This window comes from Nocardia sp. NPDC051030 (assembly GCF_040683015.1).
Taxonomy (GTDB): Bacteria; Actinomycetota; Actinomycetes; order Mycobacteriales; family Mycobacteriaceae; genus Nocardia.
The window spans coordinates 650,388-665,274 of record NZ_JBFBCD010000001.1; the positions used below are offsets into that span (position 1 = coordinate 650,388).

The window sequence follows — 14,887 nt, forward strand, 5'->3', positions numbered from 1 at the left end:
GATCATGGTCTTCCTCCTTGTCGATCCGGAGACGGGCAGGAGCCCGCTGACCATAGGACGATCGTGAAGGGCGAAACGTGACACCTGGTATCGGACGATTGCCTTGATGTGGCGCACCAGACACTCACTGAACTGCCGCCGGACTCCGGCCGAAATACGTTGAGTCGCATGCTGTACGGCCGGTCCGAGGAACTGCGCCGGATCGGAGACCTCCTGGGCGCGGCCCGTTCCGGGCGCAGTGGCGCGCTCGCGCTGCTGGGTGATCCGGGCGAGGGCAAGTCGGCACTGCTGGATCGGGCGGCCGATCTCGTGGACGATTCGTGGCTGGTGTTGCGCTGCACGGGGGTGGAGAGCGAATCGGAATTGCCGTTCGCCGGGCTGCAATTGCTGCTGTGCTCGGTGCTGGACCGGATCGGCGAGCTGCCCGCCCAGCATCGCAACGCCCTGCGCACCGCGTTCGGGCTCTGCGCGGAACCGGCCGCGGATCGGTTCGCGGTGGGGATGGCGGCGGTGGCGCTGCTGGCCGAGTTGTCGGCGAGCGGGCCGGTGCTGTGCCTCATCGATGATGCGCAATGGCTGGATCGGGCCTCGGCCGATGCCCTGCTGTTCGCGGCGCATCGGCTCGGGGCGGAGTCCTCGGTGCTGCTGATCGCCGGTCGGCCGCAGTTCACCACCCAGGCCGTGCCCACCCTGCGACTGACCCCGCTCGACGACACGCAGTCCCGCACGCTGCTGGGCGACCAATTCCCGGACCTGACGGCGGAGGTGCGCGACCGCGTGCTCACCGAGGCGGCCGGAAACCCCTTGGCCGTACTGGAATTGCCGCGCATGGTGGACTCGCGCCCGGTGGGTCCGCTGCCGCTGCCGGATCGCCTGCGTTCGGGCTATCAGGAGCACATCGGGCGGCAGCCGGAGTCGGCGCGGATCGCGCTGCTGGTGTCGGCGGCCGAGGAGACCGGCGATGTGACCGTGGTGCGCGGCGCGCTGGCCCGTCTGGGTCATGGCGAGGAGGCGCTGGTCGCGGCCGAGAACTCCCGCATGATCCAGATTTTCGGAGATCGGGTGGCGTTCCGGCATCCGCTCAGACGGGCCGCGGCCTATCAGCTCGCGCCGTTCACGCAGCGGCAGGCGGTGCACGCGGCCATTGCCGAGGCCCTCGCCGGTGATCCGGATCGGCGGGCCTGGCATCTGGCCTTCGCCACCGTCGATCCGGACGAGAAGGTCGCGGCCGCACTGGATGCCGCCGCCGAGCGGGCATTGCAGCGCGCCGCCTTCGCCGCCGCCGCGGCCGCTTTGGAGCGTGCGGCCCGGCTCACTCCCGATGGCATCCAGCGCGGCCGCCGGATGCTGCGCGCGGTGGACGCGCTCATCTATGCCGGTCGGCCGGAACAGGCACTGGCGGTGGCCGATCGGCTCGATATCTGTGCGATGCGGATCTCCGAACGGGCATGGCTGCGGGATCGGCGCGCGCATATCGCCTTCGAAAGCGGTTCGCTCGCCGAGGCTTACGAGTTGTGGTCGCAGGCGGCGGCGGAATTGGCCGTGCCGCATCCGGATCGGGCCGCGATCGCTCTCATCGATGCCGCGCGGGCGGCGTGGACGGCGGGTGATCTGCCGGGCGCGCGGTCGGCGCGGGCGCGCATGGGTGAACTGGCGCTGGATGATTCGTGGGCCCCGCTGCTGGCGGCGATCGACGGCCCGAATCGCATGTTCTCGATGGACCTGGATGCCGGGGTCGAGCTGATTCGCCGGGGCGTGGCGGCCGCGCACTGGGTCACCGATCCGGCGACCCGGTTCACCCTGGCGCTGCTGGCCTCCCTGGCCGCCGATATCGACGAGGCGCTGGACCTGCTCATCGGGGTGGGCGACGAATACTGCCGGTTGGGCATGGTGGGGCGGCTGCCCGCGGTGCACACCTCGGCAGGCACCATGCAGCTGCTGCTCGGCCGTCTGCCGGAGTCGGAGGCCACTTGTCTGGAAGCGGTGCGGCTCGCCGAGGCCACCGGGCAGCCGAATCGGGTGCGGCAGGGCGAATCCATTCTCGCGGTGCTGGCCGCGCTGCGCGGCGACGAGGACCGGTGCCGGGAGCTGGCCGATCGGCAGCTCGGCCGGTCCCAACCCCTCGAGAACACCATCGACACCGCGCACTGCGAATGGGCGCTGCTGCTACTGGATCTCGCGCACGGCCGCTTCGAGGCCGCGGTGCATCGCGGCGAGGGGCTCGGGCGCGGTCCGCATCGACTGCTCGGGCAGTGGCCGCATCTGCTGGCCGATCGGGTGGAGGCCGCGGTGCGCCTGCGCGCTCCGGAACGGGCCGCCGAACCCCTCGAAGCGCTGGAGCGCTACACGCGGGCGACGGACAGTGACTGGATGAGAGGTCTGCTGCTGCGCTGCCACGCCCTGCTGGACGGTGACGGCGACACCTTCGAGCTGGCCTTGGCGCAGCATGCGGAGGCGAATCGCTGCTTCGATCACGCCCGCACCGAACTGCTCTACGGCGAATGGCTGCGCCGCGAACGCCGCCTGCTGGAGGCGCGGGCGCGCCTGGATGCGGCAGCCATCGCCTTCGAACGCCTCGGTGCGCGCCCGTGGGCCGAGCGCGCCCGGGCGGAACTCGGTGCGGCGGGTGGTGATTCATCCCACGCCCCGGAAGCGCTGCGATTGCTCACCCCGCAGGAGCTACAGGTCGTTCGCCTCGCCGCACGGGGCGCGACCAATAATGAAATCGGCGCCCAACTGTCGCTGAGCCCGAAAACCGTGGGCCACCACCTCTATCGCGCCTTCCCCAAACTGGGCGTGCACAGCCGGGTGGAATTGGTTCGCCTGCTGCCCGCCGAAATCCGCTGAGGAATATCGCGTCCGCACGCGGTGTAGTGGCACAACAGGGACACCGACCGTGGTGTCCTGTCCAGTACGGAACAGATAGGTTCGGTGGATGCTGTACGGCCGGGTGGTGGAAGAACGGCGGATCAGCACTCTCTTGTCCGAGGCGGCGCGGGGTCGCAGCGGTGCGGTGGCGGTGATCGCGGGGCCGGGAGAAGGGAAGTCGGCGCTCCTGGAGCGCGCGGCGGAGCTGGTCGACGACTCGTGGCGGATTCTGCGCTGCACGGGTGTGGAGACCGCGGTGGAACTGCCGTTCTCGGGATTGAAGCAGCTGCTGCGACCGGCGCTGCATCACAGTGCGGCGCTGCCGGAGCCGCAGTATCGCGCCCTGTGCTGCGCCTTGGGCCTGGAGGAGACGGCCGAGCATCCGGAGCGCTTCCTGGTGGGTTTGGCGACGCTGTCGCTGCTGGCCGAGCTGTCGGCGGAGGGGCCGGTGCTGTGCCTGATCGACGATGCGCAGTGGGTGGACCAGCCGACCGTCGACGCCCTGCTGTTCACGGCGCGACGGCTGGGCGCGGAGAGCGTGGCCGTGCTCTTCGCGGGCCGTCCGGACTTCAACGCGCCGGGCTTGCCGCAGCTGCATCCGGCCCCGCTCGATCCCGATCAGGCGCGGGCCCTGCTGGCCGAGCGCAGCCCTAATCTGCCGGTCGAACTCCGGGAGCGGGTGGTGGCGCAGTCGGCGGGCAATCCGCTCGCGTTGCTGGAATTGCCCGGTATGAACCTGGATTCGATGCCCGTCGGGCCGCTGGCGCTGTCGGATCGCCTGCAATCGGGCTATCAGGAGCACATCACCACGCTGCCCGCGGCGACCCGGGTGGCATTGCTGGTGGCCGCGGCCGATGAGACCGGCGAGCTCGGTCTGGTGTTGCGTGTGCTGGACGCGCTGGGTTTCGGGCCCGACACCTTGGCCGATGCCGAGCTCACGACCATGATCACCGTGTCGGGCCAGTCGGTGACCTTCCGCCATCCCCTGCTGCGCGCCGCGGCCTATCGGATCGCACCGGACGACCAGCGGCGGGCGGTGCACGCCGCGATCGCCGAGGCCTTGGTGGATGATCCGGACCGTCGCGCCTGGCATTTGGCTTCCGCGGCCACCGGTGAGGACGAAACCGTTGCCGCCGCACTGGAATCCGCTGCCATCCGGGCCTATGACCGTACCGGTATCGGCACGGCGGCCACCGCGTGGCAGCGTGCGGCCTTGCTCTCCCCCGATCCGGTTGACAAGGTGCGCCGCATGGTCAAGGCCATCGAGAATGCCGGGGACGCCGGGCAATTCGCGCGGGCCCGCAGCATGGCCGAGTTCACCAGGACGCTGCCGACCGATCCGGTGCAATGCGCCCGCATCTCCACCGTGCTGGCGACCATCGAATTCGAGCACGGTTCACCGGCCGCCGCGCATCGCCTGATGTTGAACGGCGCGGCCGAGGCGGCCCGCGACGACCCCGCCCTGGCCGCCGTCATTCTGCTCAGCGCGGGCCGAGTGGCCTGGGCGGACGGGGATCTGGCCGCCATGCGGAAGGCGCGCGACATGCTGGCCGAGCTTGCCGCGAGTCCGGATCGGGATCGCTTCCTGCACGCCTTCGACGGCTTCCTGAAGCTGTACGACGAGGACCCGACCGAGGGCATCACGCTGCTGCGCGCGTACACCGCCGCCGAGCCGGAGTTCCGCAATCGCGAGGCCGACGTGCGATTCGTGCTCGTCACAACGGCTCTGGAGACGGGCGATGTGGATACCGCCCGGGAGGTCCTGGCCGAAATGGCCGAACTCTCCCGCGTACAGGGTCGGCTGCGCTGGCTGGCCACCACCGAGAATTGGCTCGGCCATGTGGAATTCGTGGCCGGAAGATTCCGGGAGGCCGAACTGCTCTCGACCGAGGGACGGCGCATCGGCCAGAGCATCGAGGCCCCGCTGCGGGTCACCCACGCGGAGGCGAACCTGGCGCTGGTCGCTGCCGTCACCGGTGACGAGCAGCGCACCCTCAAACTGGCGACGGCCGGGCTGGCCCGGCCCGATATCGCCGTCCTGCATCGCGTCCAATTCGATTGGGCGCTGGCGGTATTGGATATGGCGTGCGGCCGCTACGCCGCCGCGCTGGAACGGCTGGAGGAGCTGGACAAGACTCCGCTGCATCGGCAGGCCCGGTGGCTGCTGGCCTACGCGGATCGGGTGGAGGCGGCCTTCCGGCTGAATCAGCCCGAGCGGGCGGCGGCTCCGCTGGCGGCGCTGCGGGTGTGGGCCGACGCCTTGGAAGCGCCCTGGGCGCGAGCCTTCGTGCTGCGTGGCGAAGCACTGCTGGAAGGCGACCCCGAAAAGTTCGCGCGAGCACTCGAACTGCATGCGGCGCAGGGCCGTTGGTTCGACCGCGCCCGCACCGGCCTGCTGTACGGCGAGTGGCTGCGCAAACAACGCAATCTCGCCGACGCCCGCATCGAATTGCGCGATGCCCTGCAAACCTTCGAGCGCTTGGGCGCACACACCTGGGCCGCACTGGTGCGCACCGAGTTGCGGGCAGCCGGAGAGGGCGCGGTCCCGGAAGCAAGCTCCGGCCTGGCCGCCCTCCTCACTCCGCAAGAGTTGCAGGTGGTGCGGGCCGCAGCCGCCGGAGCCACCAATAAGGAGATCGGCGCCCGCCTGTTCCTGAGCCCGAAAACCGTGGGCCATCACCTTTCTCGCGCCTTCCGCAAACTGGGAGTGTCGAGCCGGGTGGAACTGGCCCGCCTCGAACTGGACTGAGCCGCGCGGCTAGCCGGGGTGGGGCTTGCGGGTGGCCAGGCCGCCCTTCGATGTGCCGGTGGGGGCGAGGAGTCCGAAGGTGCTCTTGGTCCTGGCCATGCGCTTCAGTGGGCTGCTGGTGGTGGACTCCTTGTAGTGGACGGCTGTCGGGCCGGTCAGGAGGAATCGGCGCGGGGTGTCGTCGTGGTGGGTGAATTGGATGATCGCGTCCGACCGGCCGAGGCTGACCGGTTGGCGGAAGTAGCCGAATCGGAACGGTTTCGGCTCCGCGCCGCGTAGCTGCCGCGCGATCTGGTCGGCGGCGTGCGTGGCGGACGCCATCGCGGTGTGGCAGGTGCCGTGCAGCGGGCCCCACGCCTGGCGGATGGCGGCGGAGTCGCCGATGGCGTAGGTGTCCGGATGGGTCAGCGACCGGAGGGTGGGATCGACCTTGACGAGACCGCGTGCGTCCGTATCGATTTCGGATTCGGCGGCGAGGGAGGGCACCCGCACGCCGCCGGTCCACAGTGTGAGGTCGGCGGCCACCAGCTCGCCGCCGCGCAGCTCGATCGCATCCGGCAGCACCTTGGTGATCGTTCCGAGGTGCACGCTCACGCGCAGTCGATCGAAAGCGCCGCGCACGTAGGCGCGGGCTCGTTCGCCCATCACGGCTGCTGGCTCACCCCGGCTAACCAGCGAAACCCGCAGTGCCGGATAGGCTTCCGCGATCTCCGCGGCCGTCTCGACCCCGGTGAGCCCACCGCCGCACACGGCGACCGCGCTCCCGGCGGCCAGTCCCGCGAGCCGCCGCCCCAGCCGCGCCGCCTGCTGCGGCGAGTTGATGGTGTGCGCGTGCTGGTCGACGCCGGGCACCCGATAGGTCTCGGTGGCGCTGCCCAGCGCGTACACCAGGGTGTCGTAGGAGAGCGTGCGGCGCTGTCCGAGCGCGTCCGCCGAGACCTGCCGGGCCTCGGTGTCGATGGCTGTGGCTTCGCCGCACACGAATTCGACGCCGGTGTCCTCGAGCAGGTCGGCGAACCGGTGTTCGGTCAGCAGGTGCCCGGCGGCCAGCTGGTGCAGGCGCAGCCGTTCGGTGAAGCGTGGCGACGGGTTGACCAGCGTGATGTGCACGTCCTCGCGTCCGCGCAGGCGACGCGCCAGTCGAATGGTGCAGTTGGTGCCCGCGTATCCGCCCCCCAGCACAACGATGTGGTGGTTGATGCTCATGCGCGGGTTCCAGTCATAGACTGGACGGTATTTATCAGGCGGGGTGTGCCGGTATCGGACGATCGCCCCTAATCAGGAACTCCAGGATGATCCCGTTCACACGCTCCGGATCCTCCACCATGGGGAGATGCCCGCAGTCGGGCAGGAATTCGGCTGTTCGAGGACGCAGAGTTCGGTTGAGCCGGGCTCCCGCGCGCGCCGAGAGCACATGATTCCGGGCACCCCAGATGGTGCAGATCGGCGGGAAACTCTCGGGCGGAATGAAGATGTCGAGGGCGGAGAAAGCCGGGAAGCCCTGAACCAGACCGTGCAATCCGGTGAGGCGGCCGCGATCACCCCAATGCGCCATGAGCCGCTCGGTGCGGTGCAGCCCGCGGGAACGACCGCGCGGGCCGAGCTGGTTGGTGACGATCCGCCGGATCAGCGGATCGGGCAGGGAGATCGCCTGTGCCGCGCGTTCGAGCGGGAGTCGCGCATCGAGCCAAGCGAGCGGACCGGAACGGCTCCGGCGCACTGTGTTTCGCGTCAGCGGGTTCAGCAGCACCAGCCCGCGCACCCTCTCCGGATGCCGGATCGTGTAGTTCAGCGCGGTCGCCGAGCCGAGGCAGTTGCCGATCAGGACGACATTCGTGAGCCGCAGTTCATCCAGGAACGCGGCGAGCATGGTCGTGTAGTCGGAGAGCCGGTAGCCGTCGGCGGGTTGGTCGGACAAGCCGTAACCCGGCATATCCAACACGAATACTTCATGGTCGCGCTGTAGCGCGGGCACCTGATCCGCCCAGATTCGATGGTGCCCGCCCGCATGGTGCAGCAAGACGATTGGTGGCCCGCCGCCCACCCGCTGGTAGGCGACGGATCGGCCTCGATGCTGGAAGGCGCTTGTCAACGATTCCGCCACGTCGAAACTCCCTCGCGAAGCAGCAATTTGACATTGCTGTCTTCACTTCAGGGTAATCCGGCGCAGATCCCCACAGGCGAGAATTCGCGGAGTTCTCAGCGCGGCAGCAGGTCGCTCAGCGCCTCGTCGAGAGTCGGATACCGGAAGCGGAATCCCGCCTGGCGCAAGACATCCGAGGTGGCGTGACGCCCGGTCAGGCCGAGCGCCGGATCTGTGCGAAGCAAAACCGCGCCGATGGTGAGTGCCGGGGCCGGAGTCGGCGGCGACCACGGCCGACGCAGCTGACGCCGCAAGGCGGCCATCAAATCCCGATTGCGCACCGGAAAATCAGTGGCGGCCACCAGAATTCCATTCGGCAGTTCCACTGTCGGGTCCAGTCCGAGGCTCGCGCGCACGATGGCCAGCCAGTCATCGACATGGACCCAGCTGAACCACTGCCGCCCATTCCCGACACTGCCCCCAAGCCCCGCCTTGGTCAGTTGCGCAAGCCGTTTCAACGCGGGCGCATCCGGATCAAGCACGATCGACGTACGCAGAATCGTCCAGTGCGCAGCATTGGCCCCCTCGAAGGCCTCTTCCCACGGCTGTGCCACCCCGGTCATCTGCGGCAACCCCGGCACCGGCAGCGGAGTGCTCTCGGTGCACCGAATTTCCCCGGCATCCGCCCAAATAGCCGTGGTACTCGCCTGCACCCAGTAATCAATCGGCCGATCCAGCCCCTTAGCCGCCTCGACCAGCGCCCGAGTGGAATCCACCCGACTACTCCGCAATTGCGCGACATTCCGCTCAGTAGGACGGCAGTCCACCAGTTTCCCCGCCAAATTGATCAGCGCCGTCCGCCCCGGATTCTTCAGCGCCGCAACCCAATCCCCGACGGTGCGCCCATCCCACTCGTACTGGGTGTAGGGCAGCGCCGGGTCACTACGCCGGGTGATGATGCTGACCCGATGCCCCCGGCAAGTGAGATCGGCAGCAATGTTGCGGCCAAGCGCACCGGTGCCACCCGCAATAACCACAGTGAGCGCATCCGCCGCAGGCTCCAGCCCCGCAAGCCGCGCCAACCGGGTGAATCCGGTCCGAGCGTCGGCTTGCAAATTGTCGCCGACCACCTTCCGAAAAACCGGAGCCGAGGCCCCACTGAAGGTCAACTGCTGCGAAACCTCGGTCCCACCCTCCCGAGGAGTAAGCGTCCACCGCATCCGCATGGTCCCCACCGGCTCGGGCTGCTCGATGCTGATCTCCCGATCCGGCACGAACGTAGCGATGACGAACGGCTTCGCCAACCGAGAGTGAATAGCCTCGCTCACCCGCCCCCGCGGCAGATAGTCCCCACCTACTCCCACCCCGGACGCATCACGCAAGCTCACCGCCGTCACGGCGGGATTCCATTCCGGCCAGCGTGCCGGATCCCCGAGCACACTCCAGATTTGCTGCGGCGGAAGGGCGATGAACTGGGTGTACGTCGTTGTACGAGGCATGTACTGACGCTATAACCGCTGGGCTCCGGCCGGAAGAGTGGGCTCGGTCGCAGGCGTTCGGTCCTGTCGGGGATGAGAGCCACGGCACCTGCATAGGGGGCTTGTTGGCCGTTTGGGCTTGCCCTGTCCGGCGAAAAGGAATCACACTTAGGGTAGCCTCTGCTCACCGCAAGGGAAGTTCCAGGCGAAAGTACTTCGAGAGGTGCGACTGTGACGGCTACCAGACGACAGGTGCTGCGAGCCGGTGCGGGGTTGGGGGCGGCGCTGTTGCTCGCTGCGTGCTCCAAGGGGGGCGCGAGTGGGGGGACGTTGCGGGTTGGGGCGCTGGGGCGGGTATCGAAGTTGGAGCGGGATCCGCATGCCAATATCCCTAATGACAGCGACTTTTTGATTACCTCGTTGGTTTACGACGCGCTGACTGTGCCTGGCGATGATCCGAATGTTGTTGCGCGGCTGGCCTCCTCGTGGGAATCCGATTCGGAGCGGAGGAGGTGGACGTTCACCGTCGCTCCGGGCGCTCGGTTCCATGACGGTAGTCCGGTGACCGCGGATGATGTGGTGTGGTCGCTGCGGCGGCTGCGGGAAGCAGGTGGGGAATCGAAGATGCCGGTCGCCAAGCCGGAGGACATTACCGCGGATGGCGCGAATCGGGTCGTGCTGAATCTGGCCACGCCTAATACTCAGATTCCAGTGTTGGTGCGGCTCATGACCTTCACGGTCAAGCAGGGGACCACCGATTTCACCAAGGCTGTCGGGACCGGGCCGTTCAAGCTGGAGTCCTATCGGCAGGGGAATGCGCGGCTGGTACGTAATGACGACTGGCATGGGGCGAAGCCGAGGCTGGATGCCATCGAGGTGACGTTGTTCGAGAGTGTGGATGCGCTGTCGAATGCGGTGATCGGCGGGCAGATCGATCTGGCGTCCAATGTGGGGGCGATCGCGGGGCGGACGGCCGAGGGGCGTGGCGATCTTCAGGTGGTGCGGCGGGCCAATGATATTGCGCTGTCGCTCGCGATGCGCACCTCTGACGGGCCGTTCGCTGATGCGCGGGTGCGAGAGGCGCTGCGGCTGGCGGTGGATCGGGATGCCATGGTGACGCAGGTGTATTCGGGGTATGGCGCGGTCGCGAATGACATTCTCGGGACCGGGGATCCGCTGTACGACAAGACGATTCCGCAGCGCGGACGGGATTTGACACGCTCGCGTAGCTTGCTTGCCGACGCGCGCTTCGACACGGGCCGCACCTATCAGTTGTTCACCAAGGCCGAAGCGCCCGGCGAGGTGGAATCGGCCAAGCTGTTCGCCACTCAAGTTCGTGAGGCGGGGGTTCAGCTGGAAGTGGTTGTGCAGGAATCGAATACCTTCTACGACCAGACTTGGTTGAAGGCCCCGCTGTATACGGTCAGCTGGGGAACCAACGATTCCACACTCTTCTATGCGTCCAAGCTCATGGATTCGGCGAGTGCGCGCAATGAAACCGCGTTCCACGACGCCGAATTCGATGCAGCAACGGCTGCCGGGCTTGCTGCTGGCACTGAGACGGATCAGGCCGCGAATCTTCGCAAGGTGCAGCGCATTCAGTACGACCGCGGCGGATACCTGGTGTGGGGCATGGGCGACGGGATCGATATCGCCGCCAAGCGGGTGCGAGACCTGCCTACCCTCGGTGGCTTCGGGCGACTCCAGCTCGAACGAGCCTGGCTGGCGTGATGAGGTCGGCGGGGATCGGTGCGGCGATCGGGTTCGCGGGACTCGCGCTGCGGCGGCTCACCCTGCTGGTCACGCTGCTGGCGCTGGTGTTCGCCGCCATGAATCTGCTGCCCGGCGATGCGGCCCGCGCCGCGCTGGGCCGCGATGCCGGGCCGGAGCAGCTGGCCGCCAAACGGCATGAGCTCGGGCTGGATCGGCCGCTGCCGGTGCGGTTCTGGGAGTGGATCACGGGCGTGGCGACCGGCGATTTCGGGTCCACCGCCACCGGCCGCTCGGTCAATGACCTGCTCTCCGCCGCCGCGCCCGCCACGCTGCTACTCGGCGGGGTCGCCTTCGCACTGACCGTGGTTGCCTCACTAGCCGCCGGAATGTGGTGGGCTGCACGACCATCCGGCCTGCTGTCCCGGGCGCTGCAACCCGTCACCACGACCGTGGTGGCACTGCCCGAGTTCGTGCTGGCCGCCCTGCTGATCGCGGTCTTCGCCCTGGCCACCGGCTGGCTCCCCGCGGTCACGGTGGTCGATTCCTCCGGATATCCGGCCAGCGCGGACATGCTCGTGCTGCCGGTGCTGGCCCTGGCTCTCCCCCAATTCGGTTGGAACACCAGGGTGATTCGCGGTGCACTCGCCGATGCGGCCCGCGCACCCCATGTCGAGCACGCCCAACTGGCGGGACTGCCCCCGGCACGCATCATGCTCCGGCACATCCTCCCGACGGCCCTCCCCACCATCGCGACTTCCTTCGCCACCACCATCGGCATGCTGCTCGGCGGCGCACTGGTGGTCGAAACCCTGTTCAACTACCCAGGATTGGGCGCACTCCTGGCAGGCTCGGTCTCGCAGCGCGACACCACCGTGGCCGCCGCCGTCACGGCGATCACCGCGACCATGATCATGTTCGTCCTACTGCTCTCCGACACCATCCGCGCATGGTCGGTGCGCGGCCGCACCGAACGCGTCCGCACGCGCCGCTTCGCATGGCGAACCGGAGCCCTCGCCGAGAACGCCGGAGACCTGTCATGACACACAGGTGGATGCGCGCCTCGCCCGCCGTGAGGACCTAGGCCCCGTCATGACACGAATATGGTTGCGCGCCTTGCCCGCCGCCCTGGTGGTGACACCGGCACTGCTGGGCCCGTGGCTGGCGCGGCGGTCGGTGGACGAGTCGATGGGCAAACCCTTCACCGGGCCCAGCGGCGCGGCGTGGCTGGGCACCGATCGGCTGGGGCGGGATGTCCTCACCCAGCTGTTGCACGGCGGATGGGGCCTGATCCTGCTCGCCGGGGTGATTGCGGTGATCGTGACCGGGTCATCGAGCGTGCTCGGCTCGGTCGCGGCCCTGCGCCCGCGGGCGGGAGCCCTGGTGGAGCGGGGCGCGGATCTGGCGGTGCTGCTGCCGCCGGTACTGGGCGTGCTGCTGGTCATGCTGTCCTGGCCGGAATCCGGGGTGCTGGGCGTGATCACGGTGGCGGTGCTGTTCGGAATCCCCTACTGCGCACGAGTGTTCGCGGCGGCGGCCACGTGTGTGGCGGCGACCGGATATGTGGAGTCGGCACGGGTGTGTGGGGAATCCACCGCCCACATCGTGTTTCGCGAGATGCTGCCGAATATGCGCGAACTATGTTGCGCTCAACTGGGTCTACGTTTCGTGGAGGGCATGTATATCGCCTCCGCAGCCGCCTTCCTCCAGTTGCCCGGCAGCCTCGGCGCGGCCAATTGGGCGATCATGGTGCGCGAGAACACCTCCGGCATGCTGCTCAACCCATGGGCGGTGCTCGCCCCGAGCCTCGCCATAGCGGTGGTGGCGGTCGGCGTGAATCTCACCGCCGCCGCCTTCGGCCGCACCGTCCGAAAGGCCCACGCGTGATCGAGCTGACCGACCTGGCGGTGACCACCCCTGCCGGAACCCCACTCCTGCCACCGATCTCACTACACGCCCGCCCCGGCACCATCACCGCCCTGACCGGCCCCTCCGGCTCCGGCAAATCCACCCTCCTACACGCCCTGCTCGGCCGCATCCCCGCCACCGCGCTCACCACCGGCACGGCCCGTGTAGGCAACCACCACCCCCTGACCCTGAATCCCCTGGCACTGCGAACCTTCCGCCGCCGCCACATCACCTACACCGGGCAGGATCCGGCCGCCGCCCTCAACCCCACCATGCGCGTCCGCGCCCTTCTCACTGAATACGCCACCCTTGAACACGCCGAGCAGGCCTTGGCCGCAGTAGAACTCCCCACCACCTACCTCCGCCGCCGCACCCACGAACTCTCCGGCGGCGAACAACGCCGCCTGGCCTTGGCCCGCGCCCTAGCCCGTCGCACCCCCGTCCTCCTCCTCGACGAGCCTTTCGCAGGCCTCCATTCCCGCCTCCAAAACTCCATAGCCGAAGTCCTCCGCATCCACATCACCACTCACGGCACCACCCTCGTCGTCTCCGGTCACCACCACGACATCCTCACCGACCTGGCCGACGACACCGTTGCCCTCCGTCCGGACCATCTCTCCACTGACACCCGGCCACCGCACCCCAGAAAACGACCGGCGCGACATGTGCTCACCGCCTCCGCAGCAACACCGGCCGACGGTACGCAGCCTGCGAAGAGGTCGGAATCGCCGGGCGGCACGGCCAACTCACTAGCGGCCGTGAGGAATCCGACGGCATTGGGCGCGACGACCGGTTTGACGATTGGGGGCGATGGCCCGGCGGTGCGGGGCAAGTCAGCCGAAACCGTGCTGTCTGTGGCGGGGCTGCGGGTTGTGCGGGGGCGGCGGGCCGTGCTCGAGGGGATCGATTGTGTCGTGGGGCCCGGGGAGGCAGTCGCGGTGGCGGGGCCGTCCGGGGCTGGAAAGTCGACGCTGGCGCGGGCGGTCGTCGGGTTGCAGGAGATTGCGGCCGGGAAGGTGCACATCGAAGGCCGGGTGGGATTTGTGCCGCAGGACAGTTCGGGGTCGTTGAACCCGCGCCGGACGGTCGCGCAGGCGCTGCGTCGGGCCGGGGATATGGCGGGGTTGCTTGGTCGCGTCGAGTTGAGTCCTGAGTTGGCGCGGCGGTATCCGCATGAGTTGTCGGGTGGGCAGCGGCAGCGGGTGGCGCTTGCTCGGGCGCTGGCGACGGATCCGGCGCTGTTGGTGTGTGATGAGATCACTTCAGCGTTGGATGGGGCGACGGCAGAAGCGATCATGGGGTTGCTGGATCGGCTGCGGCGGGAGCAGGGGCTGGGGTTGCTGGTGGTCAGCCACGATATGCCGTTGGTGACACGCTATTGCACGGAGATGCATGTGCTGGAGTCGGGAAGGATTGTCGAATCCGGTGCTGTTACCAAGCTTTTGGGTGATCCGCAGCATGAGGCGACCCTGGCCCTCATCGGGTAGGGCCAGGGTCGCGTCTCGGGGTGGGCTAGCGGACTTGGGTGCCGCCTACGCCGTACTTGAAGTAGTGGCCCTTGGAATCACAGGCTATCGAGGCGTAGCGGCCGGTGATGTTGACGCAGGTCGCACCGGCGTAGCTGATCAAGCTGGTGATCTCGCGATCATAGGGGGGCTCGTTGTCCCAGGGGAGGCTTCGCGCGCCAGGGCGGGCGTAGCGGCCGAACAGGCCGAAGGTGGGGTGGGCGGGCAGGAATGCCACGTCTATGACGAGGTCGGGGGCCGGAATGCCGTAGAAGCTGCCGGTTCCATTGAGGTCGCAGCCGACGTCACCGTTGGGGCGAATCGTGCAGCCGCCCATGGATCCCGCGAAGTACACGGTGTCCCCCACCATGTAATCGGCGGGATCGACCCAACTATCGGCCGCGGCAACACCATTCCCCGCGAACATGACCGCGACCGCCGCGACGGCCGCACCGAGGAGAGTTCGTGCGTTCATGATCACGAGACTAGGGAAGTCGTCCGATGATTCGCTATAGGGAACACGCCTCATATCGGACGATTCGTGCCCCTATTTCTGAGGGCTCATGACGTAATGCCCGAAATGTCG

At 68.3% G+C, this 14,887-nt stretch carries 10 protein-coding genes; 6 read left to right on the plus strand and 4 right to left on the minus strand.

Features of this window, described 5'->3' with window-relative positions; translation table 11 throughout:
* Positions 1-168 precede the first annotated feature (168 nt).
* Both AB0N05_RS03000 and AB0N05_RS03005 read left to right on the plus strand, forming a co-directional pair.
* Positions 169-2,847: an AAA family ATPase gene (locus tag AB0N05_RS03000; protein ID WP_364686836.1), complete on the plus strand. Its 2,679-nt coding sequence runs from the start codon at positions 169-171 to the stop codon at positions 2,845-2,847.
* An 88-nt stretch (positions 2,848-2,935) separates the two neighbouring features.
* Positions 2,936-5,617, plus strand: a complete 2,682-nt coding sequence (locus AB0N05_RS03005; RefSeq protein WP_364686839.1) for a LuxR C-terminal-related transcriptional regulator — start codon at positions 2,936-2,938, stop codon at positions 5,615-5,617.
* A gap of 9 nt (positions 5,618-5,626) precedes the next feature.
* On the opposite strand, the gene AB0N05_RS03010 is transcribed toward AB0N05_RS03005, so the two are convergent.
* From AB0N05_RS03010 to AB0N05_RS03020, 3 genes are all read right to left on the minus strand, one after another.
* Positions 5,627-6,823 (minus strand): FAD-dependent oxidoreductase, encoded by a 1,197-nt coding sequence (locus AB0N05_RS03010; protein ID WP_364686842.1) that lies wholly within the window; start codon positions 6,821-6,823, stop codon positions 5,627-5,629.
* Positions 6,824-6,857: 34 nt separating this feature from the next.
* The gene (locus AB0N05_RS03015; RefSeq protein WP_364686845.1) at positions 6,858-7,721 is read right to left on the minus strand and encodes an alpha/beta hydrolase; all 864 of its coding nucleotides are present in this window, start codon (positions 7,719-7,721) and stop codon (positions 6,858-6,860) included.
* 95 nt (positions 7,722-7,816) lie between these two features.
* Positions 7,817-9,199: a DUF1731 domain-containing protein gene (locus AB0N05_RS03020; RefSeq protein WP_364686848.1), complete on the minus strand. Its 1,383-nt coding sequence runs from the start codon at positions 9,197-9,199 to the stop codon at positions 7,817-7,819.
* 267 nt (positions 9,200-9,466) lie between these two features.
* On the opposite strand from AB0N05_RS03020, the gene AB0N05_RS03025 reads away from it, so the two are divergent.
* Genes AB0N05_RS03025 through AB0N05_RS03040 form a run of 4 tightly spaced genes read left to right on the plus strand, consistent with a single transcriptional unit; the run spans position 9,467 to position 14,283 of the window.
* Positions 9,467-10,909, plus strand: coding sequence for an ABC transporter substrate-binding protein (locus tag AB0N05_RS03025; protein ID WP_364687455.1), 1,443 nt, complete (start codon positions 9,467-9,469; stop codon positions 10,907-10,909).
* Positions 10,909-11,931 carry an ABC transporter permease gene (locus AB0N05_RS03030; RefSeq protein WP_364687457.1) on the plus strand — a complete coding sequence of 341 codons (1,023 nt, stop codon included), beginning with the start codon at positions 10,909-10,911 and terminating at the stop codon, positions 11,929-11,931. Before AB0N05_RS03025 ends, AB0N05_RS03030 begins: the two co-directional genes overlap by 1 nt.
* 49 nt (positions 11,932-11,980) lie before the next feature.
* The gene (locus tag AB0N05_RS03035; protein WP_364686851.1) at positions 11,981-12,775 is read left to right on the plus strand and encodes an ABC transporter permease subunit; all 795 of its coding nucleotides are present in this window, start codon (positions 11,981-11,983) and stop codon (positions 12,773-12,775) included.
* Positions 12,772-14,283, plus strand: coding sequence for an ATP-binding cassette domain-containing protein (locus AB0N05_RS03040; protein ID WP_364686854.1), 1,512 nt, complete (start codon positions 12,772-12,774; stop codon positions 14,281-14,283). Before AB0N05_RS03035 ends, AB0N05_RS03040 begins: the two co-directional genes overlap by 4 nt.
* 25 nt (positions 14,284-14,308) lie before the next feature.
* Here the strand turns inward: AB0N05_RS03040 and AB0N05_RS03045 are convergent, their stop codons facing one another.
* Positions 14,309-14,776, minus strand: coding sequence for a hypothetical protein (locus AB0N05_RS03045; RefSeq protein WP_364686857.1), 468 nt, complete (start codon positions 14,774-14,776; stop codon positions 14,309-14,311).
* Positions 14,777-14,887 lie beyond the last annotated feature (111 nt).

What these genes read in the sequence shown, in the direction of transcription:
- AB0N05_RS03020 (WP_364686848.1), bottom strand. Translation starts at nt 9,199, where the DNA reads ATGCCTCGTACAACGACGTACACCCAGTTCATCGCCCTTCCGCCGCAG.
- AB0N05_RS03045 (WP_364686857.1), bottom strand. Translation starts at nt 14,776, where the DNA reads ATGAACGCACGAACTCTCCTCGGTGCGGCCGTCGCGGCGGTCGCGGTC.
- AB0N05_RS03005 (WP_364686839.1), top strand. Translation starts at nt 2,936, where the DNA reads ATGCTGTACGGCCGGGTGGTGGAAGAACGGCGGATCAGCACTCTCTTG.
- AB0N05_RS03030 (WP_364687457.1), top strand. Translation starts at nt 10,909, where the DNA reads ATGAGGTCGGCGGGGATCGGTGCGGCGATCGGGTTCGCGGGACTCGCG.
- AB0N05_RS03035 (WP_364686851.1), top strand. Translation starts at nt 11,981, where the DNA reads ATGACACGAATATGGTTGCGCGCCTTGCCCGCCGCCCTGGTGGTGACA.
- AB0N05_RS03000 (WP_364686836.1), top strand. Translation starts at nt 169, where the DNA reads ATGCTGTACGGCCGGTCCGAGGAACTGCGCCGGATCGGAGACCTCCTG.
- AB0N05_RS03010 (WP_364686842.1), bottom strand. Translation starts at nt 6,823, where the DNA reads ATGAGCATCAACCACCACATCGTTGTGCTGGGGGGCGGATACGCGGGC.